The organism is Edwardsiella anguillarum ET080813 (assembly GCF_000264765.2).
Taxonomy (GTDB): Bacteria; Pseudomonadota; Gammaproteobacteria; order Enterobacterales; family Enterobacteriaceae; genus Edwardsiella; species Edwardsiella anguillarum.
Genome location: NZ_CP006664.1, coordinates 3,074,973 through 3,100,806 on the forward strand (window position 1 = coordinate 3,074,973; position 25,834 = coordinate 3,100,806).

Consider the following 25,834-nt stretch of genomic DNA (forward strand, 5'->3'; position numbering starts at 1 on the left):
GTGCAATACTGGAATTCTCCTCTGCGCGAGCTGAGTCCGCGCGGGGATCACCAACGTCATCGCGCCGTGCGAGGGGTGTCGCGCACCGGGCGTCTGAAGGAGAAGAGATGGAGATCAATCCGGTATTTGCCCGTCGGCTGTATCTGTGCTGGCTGCTGACCCACGAAGAGAAACCCAATGTACCGCGTCTGATGCAGCTGACCGGCTGGCCGCGGCGTACGCTGCAGGATGTGCTCAAGGCGCTACCGGGGCTGGGGGTCACCCTGCGTTTCGTTGAGCAGGGCGTGCGTCATAACGATGGTTACTATTCCCTGACGGACTGGGGGCCCCTTGATGCCGGGTGGATCGCGCAGCATGTCGACGGGCTGTTGGCATGCCTGGATCAGCCGGTACAGGGCGAACCTGCGCGCCCCTAAGGGGCGCGATAGCATGCCAAACGGGCGCTGCCGTCACGCAGGCGGCGGGCCGGTATTTCCTCGGGGCGGCCCTATTCCCGCTATCAGCTGTTTTTGTACTCCAGGTACAGCACCGTGGCGGCCACGCGGGAGCGCACGTTGAGCTTGCGCAGCAGGTTGCGGATGTGCACCTTGACGGTCTCCTCCGAAATATGCAGCTGCGCGGCGATCTGTTTGTTGGACATGCCGCGGGCCACCTCCTGCAGGACATCCAGCTCGCGCTCGGTCAGGTCGGCCAGCGGATCGGCGATTTCGCTGCGGGTGCTAAGGTAGGCGATCACCGACTCGCTGAACACCGAGCGCCCCTCCGCCGCCTGGCGGATCTGGGCCAGCAGCGCCTCGGGCTCGCTGTCCTTCAGCAGATAGCCGTCGGCGCCGGCGTCGACCAGAGCATACACGTCGCTGCGGGCGTCGGAGACGGTCAGAATGATAATGCGGGCGTCGATACCCTCATTGCGCAGGGCCTTTAGCGTATCCAGCCCCGACAATCCCTTCATGTTGAGATCCAGCAGGATCAGATCCGGCTGGCTGCGTTCGGCCAGGGCAATGGCTTCGCTGCCGTTGCTGGCTTCGGCGACCACGCTGAAAACGCTGTCCAGCTCCAACAGCTGACGAACTCCGCGGCGCATCAGCGGGTGATCGTCGACGATCATGACGCGGAAAGGGGCGGTAGTTGATGTTGGATGTTCCATAACGAGCTCCCTGAAGAGGGGCGGTCATTGCCCGCCCGTAGTTTATTATTATAAATCAGATCCCGTCGCCGGTAGGGGGACGAAAGATCAAGGTTACCCGGGTTCCGCCGCCGGGGCCCGGGGTGATGTGCAGTTCTCCCCCAAGACGGGCGGCACGCTCGGCCATGATGGTCAGGCCATAGTGACCGGGCGGCTCCTCGGCGCTGGGCAGGCCAATGCCATCGTCGGTGACGCTGATCACGTTGGCGCCGTCGTCACGGCAGCAGCAGCTCAGGGTAATCTGCTGCGCCTGGGCGTGCTTGATCGCGTTGAGCGTCGCTTCGCGGACGATTTGCAGCACGTGAACCTGCTGCTGTGCGTTCAGTGACTGAGAGGAGAGCGCACAGTGTAGCGTAATCCGCGCGTCGGTCTGTAATTTTAGCGGCGCCAGTAGCTGTTGCAACGCTTCGCGCAGATCGGCCTCTTCGATGGTCAGCCTGAAGGTGGCCAGCAGTTCGCGCAGCTGGCGATAGGCGTCGTTGAGCGCCTGATCGAAGTCGCGGATAATCGCCTGCGCCGGGTGGTTGTCGGCGTCGGTTGCCCGCCGCAGCAGGGTTATCTGGATACGCAGGAAAGCCAGCGCCTGGGCCAGGGAGTCGTGCAGCTCGCGGGCGATGGTGGCCCGCTCCTCCATCAGCAGCAGCTGCAGCTGCTGCTTTTGCGCCCGATTGAAGTAGACCCCGCGGCTGAGCATGTTGGCGACGTTCTGCATCAGCTGCATCTGCGGAGACTGCCGTGCGGGCCAGCGCAGCGCACCGAGCGGCTGCCCGTCTAGCATCAGGGGCAGCTCCCGGGTCGGCTCGCGTTCATCCGTGGAGCCGCTGGCGAGCAGCCAGCGCCCCTGGCCGCTGTCGATCACCTCCAGCTGTAGGAAGTCGAGCGCCTCACTGCTGCGCACGATGTTCAGCACCTGTTCAAAGCTGGGCTGGGTTATCTGGCTGACGGTCAGCGCTTGCGAAGCCTCAAACAGCACCCCCAGGGTGCGGTTGGCCTGAGTCAGGCTCTCGGTCTTCTCCTGCACTTTCTCTTCAAGGGAGCGGTACAGCTTCTCCAGCTCACCGGACATGCGCACGAAGGCCTTGGAGAGCACCCCCATCTCATTGGGCAGATTGACGTCCAGCTGCAGCGGGGCGAAGTGGCCGTTTTGCATGCGGATGCTGGCGGAGACCAGCTTGTTGAGCGGCGCGACCACCTCGCGGCGGATGGTGCGGATGGAGAACCAGACCAGCCCTATCAGCGCCAGCAGCCCGACCAGGCTTATCAGCACCACCTGCTCCATCTTCTGTTCGGCATAATGCTGCAGCACCAGTACGAAATGGTCGATCTGATCGACATAGTGGGCGACGCCGTGCAGAAAGGCTTGGCTATGCCCCTGGCGCAGCTGAATGTCCAGCTCCTGCCAGGTATCCAGCAGCTGGGTATATTCGTCGCGCACCGACGCCGGCACATAAAAGCGGGTGAGCTTTTGCAGCGCCGGGGCGTGCAGCGACTGGCCGTACTCCTGCAGGTGACGGGCGATATCCTGGGGCTGGCTAGTGAGATCGTAGGCCAGACGATAGCTCTGCATACGCAGCGAGCCGGCAATATTGACCGCCTCGGCATCGTTGATGCTGCTGGCGACCGTCAGCAGGGCGATCCCGGTCGACAGAACGGAGAGGATCACCATGGCGATCAGGGCGCGCGCCAGGGTATTGGTCACGGAGCGTTTTACCAACACGGCTGTTTTCCTCATCGGTGCACGGCGACGGTGACGTGCGGCCATGCGCTGTATATTTAAGTAAATAGCGAATAACGCCGGGAGAGTGGACACAATGCGTGAAAGCGGCCAGAAAGGTTTGATCCTGCGCAATTATTCCCCCCATTTAACCCAAAAGAGGAATTATCAGCTGCGATGGAAACCGGATACTCAATAGCATAAGCCCCATAAACGCGATGCCTTTATTAACAGATAAATTAAGCGCGATAAACCGTTAAGCGCTTTTTGGCCCGCGAGGTCACTTTTTACCCGATGGATGAGCAATGTCACAGGAGCGCGCGATGACTACCCTGTCCCGACGCCATTTGCTGCGTGGTCACTGGCATCATGCCGCCGCGCAGGTGCGCCCGCCGTGGTCTGTGAACGGGTCGGCCTTTATCGCCGGCTGCAGCCGTTGCCATGCCTGTATTGCCCAGTGTGAAAGCGGAGTGCTGGTCATCGGCCAGGGCGGCTTTCCCTCCCTCGATTTTTCCCGCGCGGAATGCACCTTTTGCCGGCGGTGCGCCGATGCCTGTCCCGAGGCGCTGTTTCTCGACGCCGAGCAGACTCCCTGGCAGCTGCGGGCCGAGATCGCGGAGCACTGTCTGTCCCGACGCGGCACCGAGTGTCGCAGCTGTCAGGACGGCTGCGAACCGCGGGCGATCGCCTTTATTCCACGGCCGGGCGGCGTGGCCGCCATCCAACTGATCTCCGAATGCTGTAGCGGCTGCGGCGCCTGCGTTGCGGCCTGCCCGGTGAACGCAATTCAGATGGCGGAGCAAGCCTGTCCCATAGAGGTTAAGGAAGCGTAATGAGCAGTGAGATATGGCACGTCTGCGGGCTGGTGGTTCAGGCCCGCCCGCAGTCCGTCGAGGCGGTGGCGCAGGCGCTGTCCGCGATGGAAGAGACCGAAGTCGCGGCCAGCGAGCCGCAGCAGGGCAAGCTTGTGGTTGTCATGCAGAGCGAGGATTCAGGCAGGCTGCTGGATCGAATTGAGTCAGTGCGCAATGTGGCAGGCGTGCTGGCGGTGTCGCTGGTTTATCACCAGCAGGATGAGCAAGGTGAGGATACGCCATGAAACTCAGTCGTCGAGACTTCATGAAAGCCAACGCCGTCGCTGCCGCTGCCGCCGCAGCGGGGCTGACCATTCCGACCGTGGCACGCGCGGTAACGGACGGCGGATCGGATAATATCACGTGGGATAAGGCGCCGTGCCGCTTCTGTGGCACCGGCTGTGGGGTGCTGGTCGGCACCCAGAATGGCCGCGTCGTGGCCTCTCAGGGGGACCCGGATGCACCGGTTAACCGCGGGCTGAACTGCATCAAGGGCTACTTTTTGCCCAAGATTATGTACGGTAAGGATCGTCTGACCCAGCCGCTGCTGCGGATGAAGGCGGGCCAGTATGACAAAGAGGGCGAGTTTACGCCGGTCAGCTGGGATCAGGCGTTTGATGTGATGGCTGCCAAGTTTAAGGGCGCGCTGAAGGAGAAGGGGCCGGGCGCCGTCGGGATGTTTGGCTCCGGGCAGTGGACGGTCTGGGAGGGCTATGCCGCCGCCAAGCTGTTCAAGGCCGGCTTCCGCTCCAACAACATCGATCCCAACGCCCGTCACTGCATGGCCTCCGCGGTGGTCGGCTTTATGCGTACCTTCGGTATGGATGAGCCGATGGGCTGTTATGATGACATCGAGCAGGCCGACGCCTTTGTGCTGTGGGGCTCCAACATGGCGGAGATGCACCCGATCCTGTGGTCACGCATCACCAACCGCCGTCTGAGCAACGATAAGGTGCAGGTCGCGGTGCTGTCCACCTTCGAGCACCGCAGCTTCGAGCTGGCGGACAACCCGATTATCTTCACCCCGCAGTCCGATCTGGTCATCCTGAACTATATCGCCAACTATATTATCCAGAATAACGCCGTTGATCAGGCGTTTATGGATAAGCACGTCAATATTCGCAAAGGGGCGACCGATATCGGTTACGGTCTGCGTCCGACCGATCCGCTGGAGAAGGCAGCGAAGAACCCGGGCAGCGATGCCTCTGAGCCGATGAGCTTCGAGGACTACAAAGCCTTTGTGGCCGACTATACCCTGGAAAAAACCGCTAAGATGACCGGCGTGCCGCAGGATCAGCTGCTGGCGCTGGCCAAGCTGTATGCCGATCCGAACATCAAGGTGGTCTCCTACTGGACCATGGGCTTTAACCAGCATACCCGCGGGGTATGGGCCAATAACCTGTGCTACAACATTCACCTGCTGACCGGCAAGATCTCCACGCCGGGCTGCGGTCCCTTCTCCCTGACCGGCCAGCCGTCGGCCTGCGGCACCGCGCGTGAGGTTGGCACCTTTTCCCACCGCCTGCCGGCGGATATGGTGGTGACCAACGAGAAGCATCGTCAGATCGCCGAAACCCGCTGGAAGATCCCGGCCGGAACCATTCCGGACAAGGTGGGGCTGCACGCCGTCGCTCAGGATCGCGCCCTGAAGGACGGCAAGCTCAATGCCTATTGGGTGATGTGTAACAACAACATGCAGGCCGGTCCGAACATCAATGCGGATCGTATGCCGGGCTGGCGCGATCCGCGTAACTTTATTGTGGTGTCCGATCCGTACCCGACGGTGAGCGCGCTCTCCGCCGACCTGATCCTGCCGACCGCCATGTGGGTGGAGAAAGAGGGGGCCTACGGCAACGCCGAGCGCCGCACTCAGTTCTGGCATCAGCAGGTGAAGGCGCCGGGCGAGGCCAAGTCAGATCTGTGGCAGATGATGGAGTTCTCCAAGCGCTTCACCGTTGATGAGGTCTGGCCGGCGGCGCTGCTGGCGAAGATGCCGGCGCTGAAGGGCAAGACGCTGTATGAGGTGCTGTATGTCAACGGCAACGTCGACAAGTATCCGCTGGATGAGGTGCCGGCCGACCGCCTGAACGATGAGGCGCGCGCCTGCGGCTTCTACGTGCAGAAGGGGCTGTTTGAGGAGTACGCCGGCTTTGGCCGCGGCCACGGCCACGATCTGGCGCCGTTCGATGCCTATCACAAGGCGCGCGGTATCCGCTGGCCGGTGGTCGATGGCAAAGAGACGCTGTGGCGCTACCGCGAAGGCTATGATCCGTTCGTCAAGGGCGGGGAAGAGGTGCGCTTCTACGGCAAGCCGGACGGCAAGGCGGTGATCTTTGCGCTGCCCTACGAGCCGCCCGCCGAAAGCCCGGATCAGGAGTACGATCTGTGGCTGTCTACCGGCCGCGTCCTGGAGCACTGGCACACCGGCTCGATGACCCGCCGGGTACCTGAGCTGCATCGCGCCTTCCCGGAGGCGGTGCTGTTTATCCATCCGCTGGATGCCAAGGCGCGCGGTCTGCGCCGCGGCGACAAGGTGAAAGTGGTGTCGCGCCGCGGTGAGCTGGTGTCCATTGTCGAGACCCGCGGCCGTAACCGCGTACCGCAGGGGTTGGTCTACATGCCGTTCTTCGATGCCGCCCAGCTGGTTAACGTGCTGACGCTGGACGCTACCGATCCGCTGTCGAAAGAGACCGATTTCAAGAAGTGCGCAGTGAAGATTGAGAAGGTGTAAGGACGGCGCAGATGACGGAACAACGGGATAAGGGACCGGCTCGGCGGCGCTTCTTGCGCGATGCCGTGCGCGGTGCGGGCGGACTGGCGGCCGTGGCCCTGCTGCTGGGGCTACAGCAAAAGCAGTCCCAGGCACGGGACGGGTTGGCACTGCGCCCGCCCGGCGCGTTGGCCGATGGGCGCTTTGAGGCGGCCTGCATTCGCTGCGGGCAGTGCGTACAGGCCTGTCCATACGACACGCTGAAGCTGGCGACGCTGCTGTCGCCTTCGTCGGCGGGGACCCCCTATTTTATTGCCCGTCAGACGCCGTGCGAGATGTGCGACGACATTCCCTGCGTGGCGGCTTGCCCGAGCGGCGCGCTCGACCCGGCGCTGACTCACATCGATGACGCGCGGATGGGGCTAGCGGTGCTGCTCGATCATGAAAACTGCCTTAACTGGCAGGGGCTGCGCTGCGATGTGTGTTACCGCGTCTGCCCGGCGATCGACAGCGCCATCACCCTGGAGCTGCATCGCAACGAGCGCACCGGTAAACACGCCAAGTTCTTACCCACCGTGCACAGCGACCACTGTACCGGCTGCGGTAAGTGTGAACAGGCCTGCGTGCTGGAGGAGGCGGCGATCAAAGTGCTGCCGCTGGCGTTGGCGCGCGGCGAGCTGGGGCATCACTACCGCCTTGGCTGGGTAGAGAAACAGAAGGCGGGTCATTCGCTGGTGCCCTCGGACACGCAGCTGCCGATCCGTCTGCCGCAGGGAGGTGAATGATGGCCAACCCGGTAGCCCAGGCGGGCAAAGAGGCGCGCGTGCGCCTTGGCTGGTGGCGCAGTCACCGTTGGCTGCTGCTGCGGCGCGGCTGTCAGCTGGGCGTGCTGCTGATGTTTCTCAGCGGCCCGCTGTTCGGGGTGTGGATACTGAAGGGCAACTACAGCGCCAGTCGCTTTCTGGATACGCTGCCGATGACCGATCCGCTGATGATGCTGGAGAGCCTGCTGGCCGGCCACTGGCCTGCGCTGACGGCGCTGCTGGGGGCGCTGCTGGTGCTGGGGCTATATGCCCTGATCGCCAGCCGGGCGTTCTGCGGCTGGGTCTGTCCGCTGAATCCGGTGACCGATCTGGCGGCCTGGCTGCGCCGTCGCCTGGGGATCCGTCAGTCGGCCACGCTGTCGCGTTCGCTGCGCTACGGTATTTTGCTGGCGATTTTGGCCGGCAGCGCGGTGAGCGGAACGCTGCTGTGGGAGTGGCTTAACCCGGTGGCGCTGCTGGGGCGCAGCCTGATCTTCGGCGTCGGCGGCGGTCTTTGGCTGATCCTAGCGATCTTTCTGTTCGATCTGCTGGTGACCGAACACGGCTGGTGCGGCCATCTCTGTCCGCTGGGAGCCCTGTATGGCGCCATCGGCAGCAAGAGTCTGCTGCGCGTCGGTGCGGTGCGGCGCGATCGCTGCACCCGCTGCATGGACTGCTTCCACGTCTGTCCTGAGCCTCAGGTACTGCGTGAACCGGTTCTCAATCACAATCACAGCCCGCTGGTACTGAGCAAGGCGTGCATCAGCTGCGGGCGCTGCATGGACGTATGTGCTGAGCAGGTATTTGAATTTAAGACACGATTTCATCGTTCGGGAGATAAACAATGAAGAGCAATGTCCTGAAGAAGCGGTTCTCCCTGGGGGCACTGTTATTATCATTGGCGTTGTGCGGCGCGGCTTCGGCCGCCGACGATGCCGTTAATCTGGTGCAGTCACCGGAGGTGTCCGGTACGGCCGAAGGGCAGATCAGGATGCCAAAGCAGCAGGAGCGCATGGCGCTAAACTATGTTAACCAGCCGCCGATGATCCCGCACAGCGTGGACGGCTACCAGATCACCAAAAATACCAACCGCTGCCTGCAGTGCCACGGGGTGGAGAATTACCGCACCACCGGGGCGATGCGCGTCAGTCCGACCCACTTTATCGACGCCAGCGGCAAGATGCTGGGACAGGTGGCGCCCAACCGCTACTTCTGCCTGCAGTGCCACGTACCGCAGACCGATGCGCCGCCGATCGTCGGGAATACCTTTACCCCGTCTAGCGGCTTTGGTCAGTAAAAGGGGCCTATGATGAGCGAGCAACACAACGCCCCGACGGGCAACAAGCCGGGCCTGCTGCGCCGGGTGTGGCAGTGGTGGCGTCGTCCCAGCCGTCTGGCGATCGGCACGCTGCTGCTGCTGGGATTCGTCGCCGGTATCCTGTTCTGGAGCGGTTTCAACACCGGGCTGGAAAAGGCCAACACCGAGCAGTTCTGCCTCAGCTGTCATGAGATGCGCGACAACGTTTACCAGGAGTATCTGGAGACGGCGCATTACTCCAACCGCAGCGGCGTGCGCGCCACCTGCCCGGACTGCCACGTGCCCCACGAGTTTGTGCCGAAGATGATCCGCAAGATCAAGGCCAGCAAGGAGCTGTATGGCAAGGTGTTCGGGGTTATCGATACGCCGCAGAAGTTCGAGGCGCACCGACTGCAGATGGCGGAGAACGAGTGGGCGCGTATGAAGGCCAACAACTCCCAGGAGTGCCGTAACTGTCATAATTTCGACAATATGGACTTCAGCCAGCAGAAGACGGTGGCGGCGAAGATGCACGACCAGGCGATCCGCGATAACAAGACCTGTATCGACTGTCATAAGGGCATCGCCCATAAGCTGCCGGAGATGAAAGGGATCCCTACCGGCTATTAATCTGCAGAGGCTGTCGCGGTAAACACATAATGCGCCGAGAGGCGCATTATGTTTATCCGCTATCGATGCGTGCTAGCGTTAATCCTCAGCTCACCGTGGGTATTTTTCACTGAATATTTGCTCATAATCGCCAATTTTAGCGACTTTTATCGTCGACCCCCCACCTTCAAACTCGGCTGTTAACCAGACATCCACGATCGCTTTCGCCAGTTCGGGTCCGATGACGCGGGCACCCAGCGTAATGATGTGGGCATCGTTGCTTTTACGCGCTCGCTGGGCGGAGTAGGTATCGTGGCACTGCGCTGCCCGGATCCCCGGTACCTTATTCGCCATAATGCTCATGCCAATGCCGGTACCGCATAGTAGGATCCCCCGCTGATGATGCGCTTCCCTGATGGCCTGAGCGACCCGGACGGCGATATCGGGGTAGTCACTATCGTGGATTGTATCCGTGTAATCCGTAAAGGGGATATGACGCTGCTGTAGATACGCGATGAGCGTCTCTTTAAGGGCGATAGCGGCATCATCGGCGCCAATGGCAATCGGTAGCATAGCTTCCTCCGGGGATCATCCCTAGTGAGCTGCGGCGGTATGGCCATCTCGGCGAGAGGCCGCAGCGACTGACCATTCATATGAACATAGATAGAACTTATGTTCTTTATGTTGCCTGATTAATCTCGTTCTGTTTTTCGATTCAAATCACATAAAAATACTTAATCAGCGCTAGTTTGGTTATTTTGTGATCGATTTGGCTATTTTTGACACGCTCTCTGTTCAATATGCTCCTCGTCAACAGTGTGTATTTGTTCTTTATATGAACAAATGAATCATAGGGAAACGAGAGGAGTGACGTTTATGAGCCAGTGTTGCGGAGCAAACGCGGTAACGGTGCGCGAGGGGATCCCTGCGACGATGCAGGCGGTGGTGGCGTATGCCCCCCACGACTACCGTTTGGAGGAGGTCGCCGTTCCAACGATTGGCGAGGGCGAGATCTTGGTGAAGGTGGAGGCCTGCGGTATCTGCGCCGGTGACACGAAAGCCTTTGAAGGGGCGGCCAGTTTTTGGGGGGATGAGACGCAGCCGGCCTACATCAAAGCGCCCATGATCCCGGGTCATGAATTTATCGGTCATGTCGTTGGGTTCGGCGCTGGCGTGGTGGATTTTGCGCTAGGCGATCGGGTTATCGCGGAGCAGATCGTGCCGTGCTGGTCCTGCCGGTTTTGTCAGCGCGGTCAGTACTGGATGTGTGAGAAGCACGACCTGTATGGCTTTCAGAGCAACGTGAATGGCGGAATGGCGGAGTATATGAAATTTACGCCGCAGTCCATCAATTATCGGGTCCCCGACGATCTGCCGATGGAGAAAGCGATTCTGATTGAGCCCTATGCCTGTTCATTCCACGCGGTACAGCGCGCGAAGATCCAACTGGGGGATACGGTGGTATTAGCCGGCGCCGGGACCCTGGGGTTGGGGATGATTGGCGCGATTAAAAAGTCAGGGGCGGGCAGGCTGATCGTTCTGGACCTTTCCGATGAGCGTTTGGCCCTCGCGCAGAAATTTGGCGCCGATCGGGTACTCAATCCGGCCCGGGATGACGTCGTATCCAGCGTTAAAACGATGACCGACGGATATGGCTGCGATGTGTATATCGAGGCAACGGGAGCCGCGGCGTCGGTTGAGCAAGGGTTACGGATGATCCGCAAGCTGGGGACATTCGTTGAGTTTTCGGTATTTAAGCAACCGGTGAGCGTGGACTGGAGCATTATCAGCGATCGTAAAGAGCTGGATGTGCTGGGGTCACACCTTGGCCCCTATTGCTATCCGCGGGTGATCGAGGGAATTGCCAATGGCGATTTGCCCACCGAGGGCGTAGTAACGCATGTCCTGCCGCTATCGCAGTTTGCCGAGGGGTTTGCACTCATGCAGCGCGGCGTCGGCTCAATTAAGGTTGTGCTTAATCCAAATCTATAAGGTCTGGTGCGGCGTGACATCCATGTGATGGGGGGCAATATGTTAGAAAACGTTGTTCACCGCAGTGGTTTGCCATCCCGACTGTGGTTCGGTTATGTCGGGGTATTGATCTTTATGATGGGGGAGGGGCTAGAGCAGGGATGGCTATCACCCTATGTGATCTCCCGGGGACTGAGCATCCAGGAGTCTGCGCTGCTGTTTAGCGTCTATGGCTTTGCCGCTGCGTTGGCCGCCTGGTTTTCCGGCGTATTGGTTGAGATGTTTGGGGCGCGTCGCGTGATGCTGGGCGGCGTCATTCTGTTTTTGATCGGCTCTCTCTTTTTTCTGTTGCTGGGGCTACCGAGCAATAGCCTGCCGATCATGATCCCGACCTATGCGCTGCGTGGCCTGGGATACCCACTGTTTGCCTATGGCTTCCTGGTGTGGGTCGCTTATGAGGCGCCGCCCGCGCGGCTGGGCTCTGCGGTGGGGATTTTTTGGTTTGTTTACAGCGGTGGTCTGGGCGTGCTGGGGGTGCTGTACTCCAGCGTGATGCTCCCCTATCTGGGCGAAGTGAACACGCTATGGAGCGCCCTGATCTTCGTGACACTGGGCGCTGCGATTGCCCTGTGGCTCAATCGCGGTGGGCAGGAAACGACAGCGGCCGCGCGGAAAACCTCGCTGTGGTATGTCCTTAAAGGCGTTACGATCGCGTTTGAAAATCCGAAGATTGGCCTGGGGGGCATTGTGCGAACCATCAATACTTCTGCCGCCTATGGCTTTGTCGTGTTTATGCCGCTGTACATGATGGAGATGGGGTTTACCCGTACCCACTGGCTGCATATGTATACCGCGCTGTGGACCGTCAATATCATTTTTAATCTTATCTTTGGCCTTATCAGCGATAGATTGGGCTGGCGTAACGTGGTGATGTGGTTCGGCTGCGTGGGCTGTGCGTTAACGACGCTGCTGTTCTACTACACGCCGCTGCTTTTTTCCTCCAGCTATGCGCTGACGCTGTGCGCCGCGGGCCTGTTTGGCGCCTGCTTAGCCGGGTTTGTCCCGCTGTCGGCCATTATGCCCACGCTTGCGCCAAATAATAAGGGGGCGGCCATGTCGGTACTGAATCTAGGGGCGGGGCTCAGTACCTTTGTGGGACCGGCGATCGTGGGGGTGTTTATCGGTAGCTTAGGCGCCGGCGGTGTGATTTGGATCTTTACCGGTCTCTATCTGTTTAGCGGTGTACTCATGCGCTTTGTGACGCTGCCTGGCGCGGCGAACAATAGCGATGTGTCCTCGGCTATTCGGCAGGAGTAAACCATGGAGGAGTCGCATCATGATGACTCATGAATGTCGTGCGCCGTTTTCTTTACGTGGGAAAGTGGCGGTGATTACCGGCGCCGCCGCGGGCATCGGTCAGGCGATTGCCGCGTGCTACGTGCAGGGTGGCGCGAGCGTAGTGCTACTGGATCGAGATCCGCGGGTAGCGACGGTAGCGCGTCAGCTCGATGCGCAGAACGCGCTAGGGCTGGAGGTGGATGTGTGCGATCGGGGGGCCCTGCAGTCGGCGGCAGCACAGGCACTGCGACATTTTGGCCATATCGACGTATTGGTCAATAGCGCCGGCATTGTCGCGCTGGCACCGGCGGCGGCGCTGTCTGAAGCGGATTGGGCGGCGACGATGTCGATCAATGTGACGGGGACCTTTTTGGCGTGTCAGGTGATCGGCGCCTACCTGCTGCGCCAGCGGGCCGGCAGCATTATCAATCTGGCGTCGCAGGCCGGCGTGGTGGCGCTGCCGCACCATGCCGCGTATTGCGCGAGCAAGGCGGTGGTGATCGGTCTTACGCAGGTCCTCGCGTTGGAGTGGGGCGTGGATAACGTTCGGGTAAATGCGCTATCGCCGACCGTGGTACTCACGGATCTTGGCCGGCGCGCCTGGTCCGGCGAAAAAGCCGAGCGAATGAAGGCCGCCATTCCGCTGCGCCGCTTTGCTGAGCCGGATGACGTCGCGGCCTGTGCCCTATTTTTAGCCAGCGATGCCGCCAGCATGGTGACCGGGGCTAATTTACGGGTTGACGGCGGCTACACCATCCAATAACGGGGATACCCGTTGCGAAATGACAGTGAGGTAGGTGATGAACAGAATGATTAACGATCCGAACCTCGTGGTTGAAGAGGCGATTCAAGGGTACCTGCGGGCCTATCCTGAGTATTACCGTCGGACGGAACATCCCCGGGTACTGGCGCATCCGTCGGTGCCGATAGCGGGAAAAGTGGGGGTGGTCTCCGGCGGCGGCTCCGGTCATGAGCCTGCATTTTTGGGCTACGTGGGTAAAAATTTACTGGATGCCGTCGCCATCGGTGAGATTTTTTCATCGCCGACCGCCGGCGCGTTTCTGGATGCCTTCCGAGCAGCGCACGGCGGTGAAGGGGTTGTCTGCCTATATGGTAATTATGCCGGTGACAATATGAATGTTGCGTTGGCGATCAAAAAAGCGGCGGCCGAGGGGATCGTGGTTAAAACGGTGGTAGCCAATGACGATGTGGCCTCTGCGCCGGAGAGTGAGCGAGAAAAGCGTCGGGGCGTCGCGGGGGAAATATTTATGTGGAAGGTCGGCGCCGCCTCTGCGGCGCGCGGCGACGAGATGGATCGCGTGATCGCCTATGCGCAGCGGGCCATCGATCGCTGTCGCTCCATCGGCATCGGCCTGAGCGCGTGTACGCTCCCGGCATTGGGAAAGCCCAATTTCTCTATTGCGGATGGCACGATGGAGGTGGGTATCGGCCATCACGGTGAGCCAGGGATCCGGGTCGAACCGCTGCGTCCCGCCGCGGAGATGGCGGAGACGATGCTGCACGCTGTCATGGCGGAGCTGGCGCTGGTTCCCGGGAGTGAGGTGGCGGTCTTGGTCTCCGGGCTGGGGGCGACGCCGGTGATGGAACTGTATATCTACTATGATGCCATCGCGCGGCGTCTGGAGGCGCAGAGGATAACGATACACCGTTGCTACGTTGGAAACTATTTTACCTCGCTGGATATGATGGGGGTAACGCTGACCGTGATGGCGTTGGACGATGAGCTGAAGCTATTACTCAATATGCCGGTGTCATCACCGGGATTGACGCAGGAGGGGTAATCGCGATGGTTTATGCAGTCACCGTTTCCAACGGCGGAGAGATTGTCGCTGCGCTGGTCGCCGCGGTGGTCCGCCAGCGGACGTATCTCAGTGAAATTGACGGCGCCATCGGCGATGGCGACCACGGCGTAAATATGGCGAAGGGATTTATGCTGTGCGCTGACGCCATGGCAGGGCAACGACTTTCCTTGCCGCAGGCATTGCGCTGCCTATCGGAGTCGCTGATGGAGGGAATTGGCGGCTCTATGGGGCCGCTGTACGGCAGCCTGTTTATGGGGATGGCGCAGGGCGCGCCGGAGAGCGCTACGCTGTGTCGTGAGGACGTGCTGTCTATGCTGCAGGGCGGACTGCGTGAGTTACAGGCGGTCAGCAGCGCACAGGTGGGAGATAAAACCATGATGGACGCCTATGTCCCGGCGGTGTCTGCCTTTGAGGTGGCCCTGCGACAAGGCGATAGCCTAGAGCGGTCGCTCTGCATGATGACGCAGGCGGCGGCACGCGGACGTGACAGTACCTACGATCTCATCGCCCGAGTTGGCCGGGCTAGCCGCTTGGGGGAGCGCTCTCGGGGCGCTTTGGATGCCGGCGCCGTCTCCTGTAGCCTGCTGCTGTCGGCGTTGGCGGATGCGCTATTGGCGTGTTCCAACGGCGGTGAGTAGCGGTGTTTTTTGTCAGACCATGCGATCTGCGTCTATACGATGGGATCCCCTCGTGGGCTATGCTTATAGCCCACGACGGCAGACGAGACAGGGTGTGTAGAGCAGATGGAGAGGCAAAATGGAACGCTGGATGAACAATTATTGACCGAGATCGCCGTCGCATATTATCAAAATGATATTACACAGCAGGAGATCGCGAAAAAATTTGGTATTTCACGGATTAAGGTCGGGCGGCTGCTGAAGCGAGCCAAAGAGGAGGGCATCGTAGAGATTTCAGTACGCTACCATCCGGTATTCAGCACCCGGCTTGAACAGCAGCTGAAGGCGCATTTCCCGATTACCCGTGCGTTAATTGCGCTGGACTGTCAGGATGAGGACGAGCAGCGGCGTCACGTTGCGGCGTTAGTCTTTAATCATCTCTCTACGGTACTCAGGGATGACATGGCGGTCGCCGTGGGTCAAGGCCGTAATGTGGCGGCCGTGGCTGAGCACGTCGGTAATGCCGCTGAGCGTCGCTGTCGTTTTATCTGTGGCATCGGCGGCAACCATCGGCCCGGGGATGCGTTGAATGCTGACCATATTAGCCGGCGGTTGGCTAAAGCGTTTGGGGGACGCAGTGAGACACTGTATGCGCCTGCGTATGTGGAAAACCGCACGTTAAAAGAGGCATTTATGCAGAATGGCACCATTAAAGATACGCTGGATCGCGCGCGTCGGGCGGATATCGCCTTGGTCGGCATTGGTGACATGAACGAAGATAGCTATATGGTGAAGCTCGGCTGGTTTACGCCGCGCGAGATTGTCGATGCCAGTCTGAATCAGGGCGTGATCGGTGAAATCGGCGGCTATGACTTCTTTAACGCGCAGGGTATGCATGTGGATACCGTGATGAACGATCGCGTGATCGGTTTGAGTATTGATGAGTTGCGTAATATTCCGTGCGTGATTGCCATAGCCTCAGAAAATAGCAAGGCCTTGGCTATTTTGGGCGCGCTGCGGACGGGCGCCATTGATATCATTGCGACCAGCGCGGCCAATATTCGTACGCTGCTCAGCGTACTTGCATAGGCGGTTATCCCTCCGGTACGGAGTCCCCTTCTTGTCTCCCTGCATGTCGGTAAATCTGCTCCGATAAAGCCATTGTAATATGTGTTTTTTATCCGGTTATTTGAGATGGCGCCCTGAGGCGTGGGTGATCATCGCGTAGACCTCCGCCAGCCTACGCCGCGCGTCGGTTATTCCGCCTTTGAGGATTGATATTGCTTTCTGTTAGTGGCTATCCTGCAACGGTATGTCGTGACCTAGGGCAAAGCAATGAACATCCAATTTATCCATGAACGCCTACTCTCCGACGCCTGGCGACCGCTGCGCGAGTATGAGTATGACCTGCCGCGCCGGGAGGGTGGCGTGGTGCGTCAGCGGCGCGAGGTCTACCTGCGCGGCAACGGCGCCACCGTGCTGCTGTATAACCTGTCGCGCCGCTGCGTACTGCTGATCCGCCAGTTTCGCCTGCCGACCTATCTCAACGGTAACCCGGACGGCATGCTGATCGAGACCTGCGCCGGCCTGCTGGACAGCGATGCGCCAGAGGCCTGCGTACGTCGTGAGGCGATGGAGGAGACCGGCTATGCCATCGGCGAGGCCAGACGCCTGTTCTCCGCCTATATGTCGCCGGGCGGCGTGACCGAGATAGTGCATTTCTTTGCGGCGGAGTACCGCGAAAGCCTGCGCTGCGGCCGCGGCGGCGGCATTGAGGATGAGGATATCGAACTGCTGGAGATCCCGTTTGACGACGCCTGGCAGATGGTCTGCGACGGGCGGATCTGCGATGGTAAGACCATCATGCTGCTGCAGCACGCCCGCCTGAGCAACTGGTTCTGCGACGCGGCCGGGGGCGAATAAATGCGCATTTGAGCGGCGGTCCGCGTTTTCTTTTCGGCTTTATGTCCTGCTTCATAGTTTCGGCGCGCTATGGCACTATACTCACTCGTGATTTCACAAATCATTTACAGAGTGATAAAGAGTCTGGCCCGGCGGCATCGGGGACGATGGCGGCCGCGGCGCTCGGGGAATTCGCGAAAAGGAAACCAACGATGGATGAAAAATTAAAACAAAGTGCGCTTGAGTTTCATCAGTATCCCGTTGCGGGAAAAATCCAGGTTGTCCCCACCAAGCCGCTGGCGACCCAGCGCGATTTGGCGCTGGCCTATTCACCGGGCGTTGCCGCGCCCTGTCTGGAGATCGCCGACGATCCGTTGGCGGCCTATAAGTATACCGCGCGCGGAAATCTGGTGGGGGTCATCTCTAACGGTACCGCCGTGCTGGGGCTCGGCAACATCGGCGCCCTGGCCGGGAAGCCGGTGATGGAAGGAAAAGGGGTGCTGTTCAAGAAATTCGCCGGTATCGACGTGTTTGATATCGAAGTGGATGAACACGATCCTGACAAGCTGATCGAGGTGATCGCCGCGCTGGAGCCCACCTTTGGCGGCATCAACCTTGAAGACATCAAGGCGCCGGAGTGTTTCTATATCGAAAAGAAACTGCGCGAGCGAATGAAAATCCCGGTGTTCCACGACGATCAGCACGGCACGGCGATCATCTGCACCGCCGCTGTGCTCAATGGCCTGCGGGTGGTCGACAAACCGATCGATCGGGTGCGGCTGGTGGTCTCCGGCGCCGGCGCATCGGCGATCGCCTGCCTGAACCTGCTAGTGGCGCTGGGGCTGAGGCGTGAAAATATCACCGCCTGCGACTCCAAGGGGGTGATTTACCGCGGGCGCGACGCGCACCTGGTCGAGAGCAAGGCGGCCTATGCCATCGATGACAATGGCTGGCGCACGCTGGCGGATGCGATCCCCGGCGCGGATATTTTCCTGGGCTGCTCCGGCCCCGGGGTGCTGACGCAGGAGATGGTGAAAACCATGGCGCCGTCGCCGCTGATCCTGGCGCTGGCCAACCCGGAGCCGGAGATCCTGCCGCCGCTGGCCAAGGCGGTTCGCCCCGATGCGATAATCTGTACCGGCCGCTCCGACTTCCCCAACCAGGTGAACAACGTGCTGTGCTTTCCGTTTATCTTCCGCGGTGCGCTGGACGTCGGGGCGACCACCATCAACGAAGAGATGAAGCTGGCGGCGGTGCGCGCCATTGCCGATCTGGCGCTGGCGGAGCAGAGCGAGGTGGTCGCCTCTGCTTACGGCGATCAGTCGCTCTCCTTCGGGCCGGAATATATTATTCCCAAGCCCTTCGATCCGCGCCTGATCGTGAAGATTGCGCCGGCGGTGGCGCAGGCGGCGATGGACTCCGGGGTGGCGACGCGTCCCATCGATGATATGGACGCCTATATCGAGCACCTGACCGAATTTGTCTACAAGACCACCCTGTTTATGAAGCCGGTATTTTCCCAGGCGCGCCAGGATCCCAAGCGGGTTGTGCTGGCCGAGGGGGAGTCGGAGCGCGTGCTGCACGCCACCCAGGAGCTGGTGACGCTGGGGCTGGCCAAGCCGATCCTGATCGGGCGTCCGCAGGTCATCGCTCACCGGCTGGAGAAGCTCGGTCTGCACATCGAGATCGGCCGCGATGTCGAGGTGGTCAATAACGAATCAGATCCGCGCTATAACGACTATTGGCAAACCTATTACGGCATCATGAAGCGGCGCGGGATCTCGCAGGCGCAGGCGCGCCGGGCGCTGATCGCCGATCCGACGGTAATCGCGGCGATCATGGTCAAGCGCGGCGAGGCCGATGCGATGATCTGCGGTACCGAGGGCAACTACCAGGATCACTACCGCGTGGTGCGCGAGGTGTTCGGCTACCGTGACGGATGCCATACGGCCGCCGCGATGAATGCCCTGCTACTGCCGAGCGGCAACACCTTTATCGCCGATACCTATGTTAATGAGGATCCGAGCGCCGAGCAACTGGCGGAGATTGTGCTGATGTCCGCCGACGCGGTGCGCCGCTTCGGTATCGAGCCGAAGGTCGCGCTGCTCTCCCACTCCAACTTTGGCACGGCCAACTGCCCGTCATCGCACAAAATGCGCCGGGTACTGGAGCTGGTGCAGCAGGCGGCGCCGGGGCTGGAGATCGACGGTGAGATGCACGGCGATGCGGCGCTGGTGGAGAGCATTCGCCTGGGGCAGATGCCGGACAGCCCGCTGAAAGGGGCGGCGAATATCCTGATCATGCCCAATATGGAGGCCGCGCGCATCAGCTATAACCTGCTGCGGGTCTCCTCCTCCGAGGGGGTTACCGTCGGACCGGTGCTGATGGGGATCAGTAAGCCGGTGCATATCCTGACGCCGATCGCCTCCGTGCGCCGTATCGTCAATATGGTGGCGCTGTCGGTGGTGGAAGCGCAGAGCCGGGCGCTGTAGCGCCGTGATAATGCCGCCTGTGGGCGGCATTTTTGGCTCTCTTAAACTCCCCCGGCGATGCCGGGGGTATTTATTCTCTGCGCACCGGTACGACGGTGGCGCGGCGGCGGGGAGGAGCGATGCGAACGATGATGTTGACTCTGGCGCTGCTGGCGCTGAGCGGGTGCCAAACGCCGGCGCCGGTGGCGGAGCGGATTGTATCACTGGCGGAGGGTCAGACGCTGACGCCGACGCAGCTGGTCCAGCGTCTGGCGGCGTCGCCGCGGGTCATCGTCGGCGAGCGGCACGATAATCCACGTCATCAGCAGATCGCGCGCTGGCTGCTGCTGCAGATGTCGGCCCAGCGGCCGCAGGGCAGCGTGCTGCTGGAGATGCTGACGCCGGATCAGCAGGCCGGCGTGGCGGCGGCGCGGCAGCCATCGCTGTCGGATGCGCAGGTGATATCCCTGCTGCAGTGGTCACCGGGCTGGCCGTGGGCGCAATATGGCCCGCTGGTCCGCAGCGCGCTGCGGGGCGGCTATCCGCTGCTGGCGGCAAACCTGGGGCGCGACGCGCTGGCGGAGATCCGCCGTCGGCCACAGTCGCCGCCGGGGGCGCTCAGTACCCAGGATGCGGTGCAGATTGAGATTAGCGCCGCGCTACGCGGCGCCCATGAGACGCTGGATAGCGCACAGCTGACGCAGCGTCTGGCGGTGCAGCAGTGGCGCGATCGGCGTATGGCGCAGGCGCTGCTGGCGGCGCCGCTGCCGGCGCTGTTTATCACCGGCGCCTTTCACGCGCGGCGCGATCTCGGCGTGCCGCTGCATATTGAGGACGAGGAGCCGCTGACGGAGGTCAGCGTGTTGATCCTGGCGCCGCCCGGCGTCCGGGTCGGAGAGGCGCAGGCGGACTATGTCTGGTATACCGCGTCAGCGCGCCTGTAGCCACAGCTGTAGCTGATTGGCGAACAGCTGGCGCTCGCGAGGGCCCAGCGGCGCTGGGCCGCCGCTCTGGATGCCGCTGGCGCGCAGGGTCTCCATGAAGTCCCGCATCGTTAGACGGGACTTGATGGTCGTCGAATCGTAGCGTTCGCCGCGCGGGTTGAGGGCGCAGCCGCCGCGTTCCAGTACGGCGGCGGCCAGGGGAATATCCGCGGTGACCACCAGATCGCCGGGGGCTACCCGGCGAACTATTTCGTTGTCGGCGGCGTCCGGCGTCACCGCGACGCATAGCATCCGGGCCCGGCTACCGGCGGGCAGGCGCTGTGGGCGATTGGCGACCAGAGTAATCGCCAGGGCGTTGCGTTCAGCCGCGCGCAGCAGCACCTCTTTAATCACGTTCGGGCAGGCATCGGCGTCGATCCAAATTTGTCGTGTTGTCATATCGGCTCATTGGCCAGCCAATCGCGCGGGGTAAGAAAGTCGCGCGTCAGGCACGCTTCCGGCGAGTCGGGCGGCGGTTGATAGTCATATTCCCAGCGGACCAGCGGCGGCATCGACATCAGAATCGATTCGCTGCGCCCGCCGCTTTGCAGACCGAATAGGGTACCGCGATCCCACACCAGATTAAACTCCACATAGCGCCCGCGCCGGTAAAGTTGGAACTGCCGCTCCCGCTCGCCCCACGGCAGACCGCGTCGCCGCTCGGCGATAGGGAGGTAGGCGGGCGCAAAGCCTTCGCCGACGGCGCGGGTAAAAGCGAACGCCTGGTCAAAGTCGGGGGCGTTGAGATCGTCGAAGAACAGCCCCCCGACGCCGCGCGCCTCCTGACGGTGCGGCAGGTAGAAATAGCGATCGCACCACGCCTTATAGCGCGGGTAGAGCTGTTCGCCGAAGGGGCGGCACAGATCTCGGGCGCTGCGGTGCCACTGTATGACGTCATCGTGGAAGGGGTAAAATGGCGTCAGATCAAATCCGCCGCCGAACCACCACAGCGGCGCCGCGCCCGGGCGCTCGGCGATGAAAAAGCGTACGTTGGCGTGGGCCGTGGGAACATAGGGGCTGTGCGGGTGTAGCACCAGGGAGACGCCCATCGCCTGGAAGGGGCAGCCCGTCAGCTCTGGGCGCTTGGCCGTGGCGGCGGCGGGCAGACTATCGCCATGGATATGGGAGAAGTTAACGCCGGCCTGTTCAAACAGCGCCCCCTGGCGCAGCACGCGGGTGCGCCCCGCACCGCCCTGGGGCCGCTGCCAGCGATCCTCGCTGAATGCGGCGCCGCTGTCGGCGGCGGCGAGCGCCTGACACAGGTTGTCCTGTAGCCGCAGCAGAAAGCGCCGAACCGGTTCACTGTCTGGGATCATGGTACCGCCCTCTGTTAAGTCAACGCTGGGCAGTATAACCGATGGCGCCCCGCGTCGGCGCGCCGGGGGCATCGGTTGTCCGTCCGCGTTATGACGGCCTGCGCCGCTGATGGGCCTCGAAGTCGTGCAGGTAGTGCACGATGCCGCCGGCGATCGCTTCGGCGATGGTGGTACGGAACGCGGGAGAGGTCAGCAGGCGCTCTTCATCGTGGTTGGTGATGAAGGCGGTCTCGACCAGTACGGAGGGAATGGCGGGGGATTTGAGCACGGCAAAGGCCGCCTGCTCCGTATGCTGGCAGTGTAGGCGGTGCACCGGGCGGATCTGGCCCAGCAGATGACGCCCCAGGATCAGGCTGTTTTTAATGGTGTCGGTCTGCACCAGATCGAACAGCACCTGCTGCAGGTAGTTGTTGTCCTCCGAGGCATAGCGTCCGCCGGCCACCTTGTCAGCGTCGTTTTCCCGCTGGGAGAGGTACCTGGCCATGGCGCTGCTGGCGCCGCGGTTAGATAGGGCAAAGACCGAGGCGCCGGAGGCCTCTGGGCTGGTGAACCCGTCGGCATGAATGGAGACAAACAGATCGGCCTGGTGCTGCGCGGCGATCTCTACCCGTTTATACAGGGGAATAAAATAGTCATCTTCACGGGTCAGCTTAACTACCAGATTGCGCTGACGGCGCAGCAGATCGCGCACTCGGTGGGCGATATCTAGCACGACGTGCTTCTCTTTCGATCCCCGGTGTCCGACGGCGCCGGGATCGATGCCGCCGTGCCCCGGATCGAGCATCACCAGGCGCGGCGCATCCGCCGGCTTACGCCGGGCGCCTGGGTGGTCGGGCGTCTGCGCCGCCTGGACGGCGGAGGGCAGCAGACCGGCTCCCAGCAGCATGGCTAGCCCGGAGCACAGAAAGCCGCGGCGAGAGGACGGATGGGGAAGCGGGCGAAAATCGGAAAATTTCTTCATGGTGCAATCTATTCCGTCAGACAGTAACGCAAGCAATACGGGGGTCTTTCCCATGGGGCCGCCCGCGCTGACGCCGCGTCCGCTCATAGGATGTACCCACATCCTAACGCGATGAAAATACATGGATCGAGCGGATAACTATGTCTATTTGTTGCCTGAAACGGCGTCGGGGCGCAGGCGGAGGCGAATAATGGGCGATTTGCCCCCGTCGGTCGCGATATTTCCATTGCGAATCTGGGGATTGCAGCGATAATTAGGGCGCATCTCGTCGCTGTGCGCTGTGTCGACGCTCACGGCCAGTTACGGGACACGCCCTAGGCTGCGTCCGGTTCTTGCTGCACCGGTATGGTCCGAGGCCGACGCCCGGGCACTATTATAATCTATTACGGTCGATATCATGGAAATTCGCGTTTTTAATCAATCCGACTTTGATGAGGTGATTACGCTGTGGGAGCGCTGCGATCTGCTGCACCCCTGGAACGATCCTGAAACGGATATTGAGCGCAAGATGAATCACGATGCCGATCTGTTTCTGGTCGCGCAGGTGGGCGGCGAGATCGTCGGAACCCTGATGGGCGGCTATGACGGCCATCGCGGATCGGCTTACTATCTGTGCGTGCACCCGGACTTTCGCGGTCGCGGCATCGCCAATGCGTTGGCCAGCCGCCTGGAGAAAAAGCTGCTGGCGCGCGGCTGTCCGCAGGTGCGGATCCTGATCGACGCGGATAACGACGCGGCGATCAGCATGTATGAGAAGCTGGAGTATGAGACGCAGGATGTGCTGTGTCTGGGTAAGCGCCTGATCATCGATCAGGAGTATTAACGGCGTCTTTTGCGCATTCCATGCGCCGCCGCCCGTCCGGTGCGGTGGCCTGCGCTCTGTTTTACCTACGCCGGCGGCGCGCTGCCGCGGCGTTTTCCCGCCATCGCGGCAACTTTTTACCGTTTCACCACTCCAATCTCCAGGTATTCTGTCATACGGCGATAGCCGTACTCGCAAGGAGTTAACCGATGGGTTTTCGTTTCTGGATCGTCGTGGCGCCGCTGATGCTGAGCGGTTGCTCGACGCTGAGTTCATTTTCCTGGTCTACGCTGTCGTCCTTTAACTGGTTTTCATCGGGTCTGCATATCGATAATGACGGCGTCGGTGGGGTGTCGGCCAGTACGCCGATGCAGCAGGAGGCCGTCAGCCAAGGGTTGGACGGGGCGTACACGCTGCGCAGCGGAATGGGGATCGATAACGGGCAGGTAACGCGCTTTTTCCAGGCCATGGCCCAGGATAAGGTGGCGATGACGATCGCCGGCGACGCGACGGTGAAGCGCATTACGGTGGACAGTGCGGATCTCGCCACCGCCTGGGGCGCGCGGGTTGGGACGCCCTTTGCCGCGCTGTATGCGCGGGCCTATGACGGCGAGTGTCGGCGGGTGGTGGCGGCGGAAGCGACGGCGGTGGTCTGCCGCGCGCCGCAGAGCGCGCGGGTCAGCTACCTGTTCAGTGGGCAATGGGGTGGCCCGGCGGGGCTGATGCCGCCGGATGACGTGCTGAAATCATGGACGGTGAGCCAGATTGTCTGGCAGGCGGATGCGCAGTAACACGCCCTATTGTTTGTTTTACAGCAAGGGAATGCATGAGGTATGGCGTAAGATATGCATGGTCTGGCGTGGCCGGGCCACTGTTGCCCGGTGGCGGCGTAGCAGAAAACACCGATTATTTAGACTGTACAGTAATGGAGAGCTTCATGTCTCAGCCTCAGAGCGGCATTCTGCCGGAGCACTGCCGCTTCGGTATTTTTATCGAAGCCATGGCGCAAGGTGATCTGGATGGATTGCGTCAGGGATGTAAAACGTTTATTACCCAGCTGCAGGCGCTGCAACAGCGTTATCCTGATGCGCATCTGGGTGCGGTTGTGGCCTTTGGCCATGCGCTGTGGCGTGAAATGACGGCCAATGAGGAGGAGGGGGCGGCGCTGAAACCCTTCGAGCCGCTGGGTAAGGGGCTGGCGCCGGCGACGCAGCGCGATCTGCTGATCCATATTCAGTCGCTGCGTCACGACGTTAACTTTTCGCTGGCGCAGGCGGCGCTGGCCGCCTTTGGCGATGCCATTGAGGTAGAGGAAGAGATCCACGGTTTCCGCTGGGTTGATGAGCGCGATCTGAGCGGCTTTATCGATGGCACCGAGAACCCGGCCGGCGATGCCCGCCCGGCCGTCGGCGTGATTGCCGACGGTGTAGACGCCGGCGGCAGCTATGTTCTGGTGCAGCGCTGGGAGCATAATCTGCGTCAGTGGTCTCGCTTCAGCGTCGATCAGCAGCAGCAGATTATCGGGCGCACCAAGCAGGACAGCGAAGAGCTGGATCCCAGCGAGCGCCCTGATACCTCGCACGTGAGCCGCGTCGATCTGAAAGAGAATGGCAAGGGGCTGAAGATCATCCGCCAGAGCCTGCCCTATGGCACCGCCAGTGGGAAGCATGGCCTGATGTTTATCGCCTACTGCGCACAGCTGCATAATATTGAAAAGCAGCTGCTGAGCATGTTCGGTGAGCTGGACGGTAAACACGATCAGCTGCTGCGTTTCAGCAAGCCGGTCAGCGGAAGCTATTACTTCGCGCCGTCCGCGACGCGTTTGCTGACGCTGTGATAGCCGCGGGCCGTCGGCCCGCTCTGGCTTTGCGCAGCGCGTGCACCGTGCGGCGGGGATAAAAAAAAACGGCGCCGTGGGCGCCGTTTCTGTTTGCTGCTCGGTGCGATTACTTCTTGATGCGGATCACCGGCGTTTCGCCGACGACAACGTCGCCGGACAGCTTGATCAGCTCTTTGATCTCATCCATGTTGGAGATAACGACCGGCGTCAGGGTAGACTTGGCCTTCTCTTCCAGCAGCGGCAGATCGAACTCGATGACCACGTCACCCTTCTTCACGCGCTGACCTTCTTCGGCGATGCGCTTGAAGCCTTCGCCTTTCAGTTCAACGGTATCGATGCCGAAGTGTACAAACAGCTCTACGCCGCTGTCGGACTCGATAGAGAAAGCATGGTTAGTTTCAAAGATTTTACCGATGGTGCCATCAACCGGCGCGACCATTTTGTCACCGGTCGGTTTGATTGCGATGCCGTCACCGACGATTTTTTCAGCAAAGACGACGTCAGGCACATCTTCAATATTGACGATCTCACCGGACAGGGGCGCAAAAATCTCAATGCTGCCCGTTTCTTTCTTGTCGTCTGAAACCAGCGATTTCAGTTTATCGAACAAACCCATGATCTTCTCCTAAGCAAGTAA

At 61.1% G+C, this 25,834-nt stretch carries 27 protein-coding genes; 20 read left to right on the forward strand and 7 right to left on the reverse strand.

Translation table 11 applies throughout. The annotated features are described in order from the left end of the window. The first annotated feature begins 107 nt into the window (after positions 1-107). The gene (locus ETEE_RS13820) at positions 108-416 is read left to right on the forward strand and encodes a winged helix-turn-helix domain-containing protein (protein WP_034163544.1); all 309 of its coding nucleotides are present in this window, start codon (positions 108-110) and stop codon (positions 414-416) included. Between the two features lie 83 nt (positions 417-499). Here ETEE_RS13820 and narP read toward each other — a convergent pair whose 3' ends face one another. Continuing rightward, on the reverse strand, positions 500-1,147 hold the full coding sequence (gene narP / locus ETEE_RS13825; RefSeq protein ID WP_034163543.1) for a nitrate/nitrite response regulator protein NarP: 648 nt from the start codon (positions 1,145-1,147) through the stop codon (positions 500-502). 55 nt (positions 1,148-1,202) lie between these two features. Continuing rightward, positions 1,203-2,903 carry a nitrate/nitrite two-component system sensor histidine kinase NarQ gene (narQ, locus tag ETEE_RS13830; RefSeq protein WP_034163542.1) on the reverse strand — a complete coding sequence of 567 codons (1,701 nt, stop codon included), beginning with the start codon at positions 2,901-2,903 and terminating at the stop codon, positions 1,203-1,205. A 320-nt stretch (positions 2,904-3,223) separates the two neighbouring features. Here narQ and napF point away from each other — a divergent pair, with 320 nt between their 5' ends. The 7 genes from napF to napC are packed head-to-tail and all read left to right on the forward strand — an operon-like array spanning position 3,224 to position 9,194. Beyond that, positions 3,224-3,733, forward strand: a complete 510-nt coding sequence (gene napF / locus ETEE_RS13835; RefSeq protein WP_034163799.1) for a ferredoxin-type protein NapF — start codon at positions 3,224-3,226, stop codon at positions 3,731-3,733. Further along, positions 3,733-3,999 carry a chaperone NapD gene (napD, locus tag ETEE_RS13840; RefSeq protein WP_012847979.1) on the forward strand — a complete coding sequence of 89 codons (267 nt, stop codon included), beginning with the start codon at positions 3,733-3,735 and terminating at the stop codon, positions 3,997-3,999. Before napF ends, napD begins: the two co-directional genes overlap by 1 nt. Next, the gene (gene napA / locus ETEE_RS13845; protein WP_034163541.1) at positions 3,996-6,485 is read left to right on the forward strand and encodes a nitrate reductase catalytic subunit NapA; all 2,490 of its coding nucleotides are present in this window, start codon (positions 3,996-3,998) and stop codon (positions 6,483-6,485) included. Before napD ends, napA begins: the two co-directional genes overlap by 4 nt. An 11-nt stretch (positions 6,486-6,496) precedes the next feature. Further along, positions 6,497-7,249 (forward strand): ferredoxin-type protein NapG, encoded by a 753-nt coding sequence (napG, locus tag ETEE_RS13850; protein ID WP_034163540.1) that lies wholly within the window; start codon positions 6,497-6,499, stop codon positions 7,247-7,249. Continuing rightward, positions 7,249-8,115, forward strand: coding sequence for a quinol dehydrogenase ferredoxin subunit NapH (gene napH / locus ETEE_RS13855; protein WP_034163539.1), 867 nt, complete (start codon positions 7,249-7,251; stop codon positions 8,113-8,115). The genes napG and napH overlap by 1 nt, the downstream gene beginning before the upstream one ends. Further along, positions 8,112-8,564, forward strand: coding sequence for a nitrate reductase cytochrome c-type subunit (napB, locus tag ETEE_RS13860; RefSeq protein WP_034163538.1), 453 nt, complete (start codon positions 8,112-8,114; stop codon positions 8,562-8,564). The genes napH and napB overlap by 4 nt, the downstream gene beginning before the upstream one ends. A 9-nt stretch (positions 8,565-8,573) precedes the next feature. After that, positions 8,574-9,194, forward strand: a complete 621-nt coding sequence (napC, locus tag ETEE_RS13865) for a cytochrome c-type protein NapC (RefSeq protein WP_034163536.1) — start codon at positions 8,574-8,576, stop codon at positions 9,192-9,194. A 90-nt stretch (positions 9,195-9,284) separates the two neighbouring features. Here napC and rpiB read toward each other — a convergent pair whose 3' ends face one another. Beyond that, on the reverse strand, positions 9,285-9,746 hold the full coding sequence (rpiB, locus tag ETEE_RS13870; protein WP_034163533.1) for a ribose 5-phosphate isomerase B: 462 nt from the start codon (positions 9,744-9,746) through the stop codon (positions 9,285-9,287). A gap of 303 nt (positions 9,747-10,049) precedes the next feature. Here rpiB and ETEE_RS13875 point away from each other — a divergent pair, with 303 nt between their 5' ends. The 9 genes from ETEE_RS13875 to ETEE_RS13915 all read left to right on the forward strand — a co-directional run bounded on the left by ETEE_RS13875 (position 10,050) and on the right by ETEE_RS13915 (position 20,239). Beyond that, a complete protein-coding gene (locus tag ETEE_RS13875) occupies positions 10,050-11,165 on the forward strand; it encodes an MDR/zinc-dependent alcohol dehydrogenase-like family protein (RefSeq protein ID WP_034163532.1) in 1,116 nt (371 codons plus the stop codon). Positions 11,166-11,204: 39 nt separating this feature from the next. Next, positions 11,205-12,461, forward strand: a complete 1,257-nt coding sequence (locus tag ETEE_RS13880) for an MFS transporter (protein ID WP_034163798.1) — start codon at positions 11,205-11,207, stop codon at positions 12,459-12,461. A gap of 19 nt (positions 12,462-12,480) precedes the next feature. Next, positions 12,481-13,245: a GolD/DthD family dehydrogenase gene (locus ETEE_RS13885; protein ID WP_081926428.1), complete on the forward strand. Its 765-nt coding sequence runs from the start codon at positions 12,481-12,483 to the stop codon at positions 13,243-13,245. A gap of 37 nt (positions 13,246-13,282) precedes the next feature. Continuing rightward, on the forward strand, positions 13,283-14,284 hold the full coding sequence (locus ETEE_RS13890) for a dihydroxyacetone kinase subunit DhaK (RefSeq protein WP_034163530.1): 1,002 nt from the start codon (positions 13,283-13,285) through the stop codon (positions 14,282-14,284). Between the two features lie 5 nt (positions 14,285-14,289). Further along, positions 14,290-14,943 carry a dihydroxyacetone kinase subunit DhaL gene (dhaL, locus tag ETEE_RS13895; protein ID WP_034163529.1) on the forward strand — a complete coding sequence of 218 codons (654 nt, stop codon included), beginning with the start codon at positions 14,290-14,292 and terminating at the stop codon, positions 14,941-14,943. 105 nt (positions 14,944-15,048) lie between these two features. Then, positions 15,049-16,011 carry a sugar-binding transcriptional regulator gene (locus ETEE_RS13900; protein ID WP_034163528.1) on the forward strand — a complete coding sequence of 321 codons (963 nt, stop codon included), beginning with the start codon at positions 15,049-15,051 and terminating at the stop codon, positions 16,009-16,011. 246 nt (positions 16,012-16,257) lie between these two features. After that, positions 16,258-16,845: a GDP-mannose pyrophosphatase NudK gene (nudK, locus tag ETEE_RS13905; protein ID WP_034163526.1), complete on the forward strand. Its 588-nt coding sequence runs from the start codon at positions 16,258-16,260 to the stop codon at positions 16,843-16,845. Positions 16,846-17,036: 191 nt separating this feature from the next. Continuing rightward, a complete protein-coding gene (maeB, locus tag ETEE_RS13910; protein WP_034163525.1) occupies positions 17,037-19,316 on the forward strand; it encodes an NADP-dependent oxaloacetate-decarboxylating malate dehydrogenase in 2,280 nt (759 codons plus the stop codon). A gap of 119 nt (positions 19,317-19,435) precedes the next feature. Beyond that, on the forward strand, positions 19,436-20,239 hold the full coding sequence (locus ETEE_RS13915; RefSeq protein ID WP_034163523.1) for a ChaN family lipoprotein: 804 nt from the start codon (positions 19,436-19,438) through the stop codon (positions 20,237-20,239). Here ETEE_RS13915 and ETEE_RS13920 read toward each other — a convergent pair. The 3 genes from ETEE_RS13920 to amiA form a co-directional block, all read right to left on the reverse strand. Continuing rightward, positions 20,225-20,677 carry a YaiI/YqxD family protein gene (locus ETEE_RS13920; RefSeq protein WP_034163522.1) on the reverse strand — a complete coding sequence of 151 codons (453 nt, stop codon included), beginning with the start codon at positions 20,675-20,677 and terminating at the stop codon, positions 20,225-20,227. The genes ETEE_RS13915 and ETEE_RS13920 overlap by 15 nt on opposite strands. Next, positions 20,674-21,594: an oxygen-dependent coproporphyrinogen oxidase gene (gene hemF, locus ETEE_RS13925; RefSeq protein WP_034163521.1), complete on the reverse strand. Its 921-nt coding sequence runs from the start codon at positions 21,592-21,594 to the stop codon at positions 20,674-20,676. Before hemF ends, ETEE_RS13920 begins: the two co-directional genes overlap by 4 nt. Positions 21,595-21,682: 88 nt before the next feature. Then, the gene (gene amiA, locus ETEE_RS13930; RefSeq protein ID WP_034163519.1) at positions 21,683-22,555 is read right to left on the reverse strand and encodes an N-acetylmuramoyl-L-alanine amidase AmiA; all 873 of its coding nucleotides are present in this window, start codon (positions 22,553-22,555) and stop codon (positions 21,683-21,685) included. A gap of 397 nt (positions 22,556-22,952) precedes the next feature. Here amiA and ETEE_RS13935 point away from each other — a divergent pair, with 397 nt between their 5' ends. From ETEE_RS13935 to ETEE_RS13945, 3 genes are all read left to right on the forward strand, one after another. Beyond that, on the forward strand, positions 22,953-23,378 hold the full coding sequence (locus ETEE_RS13935) for a GNAT family acetyltransferase (RefSeq protein WP_034163517.1): 426 nt from the start codon (positions 22,953-22,955) through the stop codon (positions 23,376-23,378). A gap of 188 nt (positions 23,379-23,566) precedes the next feature. Beyond that, positions 23,567-24,148 carry an RpoE-regulated lipoprotein gene (locus ETEE_RS13940; protein WP_034163516.1) on the forward strand — a complete coding sequence of 194 codons (582 nt, stop codon included), beginning with the start codon at positions 23,567-23,569 and terminating at the stop codon, positions 24,146-24,148. A gap of 146 nt (positions 24,149-24,294) precedes the next feature. After that, entirely contained in the window at positions 24,295-25,194 is a 900-nt protein-coding gene (locus tag ETEE_RS13945; RefSeq protein WP_034163514.1) for a Dyp-type peroxidase, read from the forward strand. Positions 25,195-25,303: 109 nt separating this feature from the next. Here ETEE_RS13945 and crr read toward each other — a convergent pair whose 3' ends face one another. Next, positions 25,304-25,813, reverse strand: coding sequence for a PTS glucose transporter subunit IIA (gene crr / locus ETEE_RS13950; RefSeq protein WP_012847994.1), 510 nt, complete (start codon positions 25,811-25,813; stop codon positions 25,304-25,306). Between the last annotated feature and the right edge of the window lie 21 nt (positions 25,814-25,834).

Coding starts and splice junctions, on each gene's coding strand:
- napG (WP_034163540.1), top strand. CDS start 6,497: ATGACGGAACAACGGGATAAGGGACCGGCTCGGCGGCGCTTCTTGCGC.
- ETEE_RS13945 (WP_034163514.1), top strand. CDS start 24,295: ATGTCTCAGCCTCAGAGCGGCATTCTGCCGGAGCACTGCCGCTTCGGT.
- crr (WP_012847994.1), bottom strand. CDS start 25,813: ATGGGTTTGTTCGATAAACTGAAATCGCTGGTTTCAGACGACAAGAAA.
- ETEE_RS13820 (WP_034163544.1), top strand. CDS start 108: ATGGAGATCAATCCGGTATTTGCCCGTCGGCTGTATCTGTGCTGGCTG.
- rpiB (WP_034163533.1), bottom strand. CDS start 9,746: ATGCTACCGATTGCCATTGGCGCCGATGATGCCGCTATCGCCCTTAAA.
- ETEE_RS13920 (WP_034163522.1), bottom strand. CDS start 20,677: ATGACAACACGACAAATTTGGATCGACGCCGATGCCTGCCCGAACGTG.
- ETEE_RS13885 (WP_081926428.1), top strand. CDS start 12,481: ATGATGACTCATGAATGTCGTGCGCCGTTTTCTTTACGTGGGAAAGTG.
- napC (WP_034163536.1), top strand. CDS start 8,574: ATGATGAGCGAGCAACACAACGCCCCGACGGGCAACAAGCCGGGCCTG.
- napF (WP_034163799.1), top strand. CDS start 3,224: ATGACTACCCTGTCCCGACGCCATTTGCTGCGTGGTCACTGGCATCAT.
- ETEE_RS13875 (WP_034163532.1), top strand. CDS start 10,050: ATGAGCCAGTGTTGCGGAGCAAACGCGGTAACGGTGCGCGAGGGGATC.
- ETEE_RS13940 (WP_034163516.1), top strand. CDS start 23,567: ATGGGTTTTCGTTTCTGGATCGTCGTGGCGCCGCTGATGCTGAGCGGT.
- napD (WP_012847979.1), top strand. CDS start 3,733: ATGAGCAGTGAGATATGGCACGTCTGCGGGCTGGTGGTTCAGGCCCGC.
- narP (WP_034163543.1), bottom strand. CDS start 1,147: ATGGAACATCCAACATCAACTACCGCCCCTTTCCGCGTCATGATCGTC.
- napH (WP_034163539.1), top strand. CDS start 7,249: ATGGCCAACCCGGTAGCCCAGGCGGGCAAAGAGGCGCGCGTGCGCCTT.
- dhaL (WP_034163529.1), top strand. CDS start 14,290: ATGGTTTATGCAGTCACCGTTTCCAACGGCGGAGAGATTGTCGCTGCG.
- ETEE_RS13935 (WP_034163517.1), top strand. CDS start 22,953: ATGGAAATTCGCGTTTTTAATCAATCCGACTTTGATGAGGTGATTACG.
- ETEE_RS13890 (WP_034163530.1), top strand. CDS start 13,283: ATGAACAGAATGATTAACGATCCGAACCTCGTGGTTGAAGAGGCGATT.
- amiA (WP_034163519.1), bottom strand. CDS start 22,555: ATGAAGAAATTTTCCGATTTTCGCCCGCTTCCCCATCCGTCCTCTCGC.
- ETEE_RS13900 (WP_034163528.1), top strand. CDS start 15,049: ATGGAGAGGCAAAATGGAACGCTGGATGAACAATTATTGACCGAGATC.
- hemF (WP_034163521.1), bottom strand. CDS start 21,594: ATGATCCCAGACAGTGAACCGGTTCGGCGCTTTCTGCTGCGGCTACAG.
- napB (WP_034163538.1), top strand. CDS start 8,112: ATGAAGAGCAATGTCCTGAAGAAGCGGTTCTCCCTGGGGGCACTGTTA.
- ETEE_RS13915 (WP_034163523.1), top strand. CDS start 19,436: ATGCGAACGATGATGTTGACTCTGGCGCTGCTGGCGCTGAGCGGGTGC.
- napA (WP_034163541.1), top strand. CDS start 3,996: ATGAAACTCAGTCGTCGAGACTTCATGAAAGCCAACGCCGTCGCTGCC.
- maeB (WP_034163525.1), top strand. CDS start 17,037: ATGGATGAAAAATTAAAACAAAGTGCGCTTGAGTTTCATCAGTATCCC.
- ETEE_RS13880 (WP_034163798.1), top strand. CDS start 11,205: ATGTTAGAAAACGTTGTTCACCGCAGTGGTTTGCCATCCCGACTGTGG.
- nudK (WP_034163526.1), top strand. CDS start 16,258: ATGAACATCCAATTTATCCATGAACGCCTACTCTCCGACGCCTGGCGA.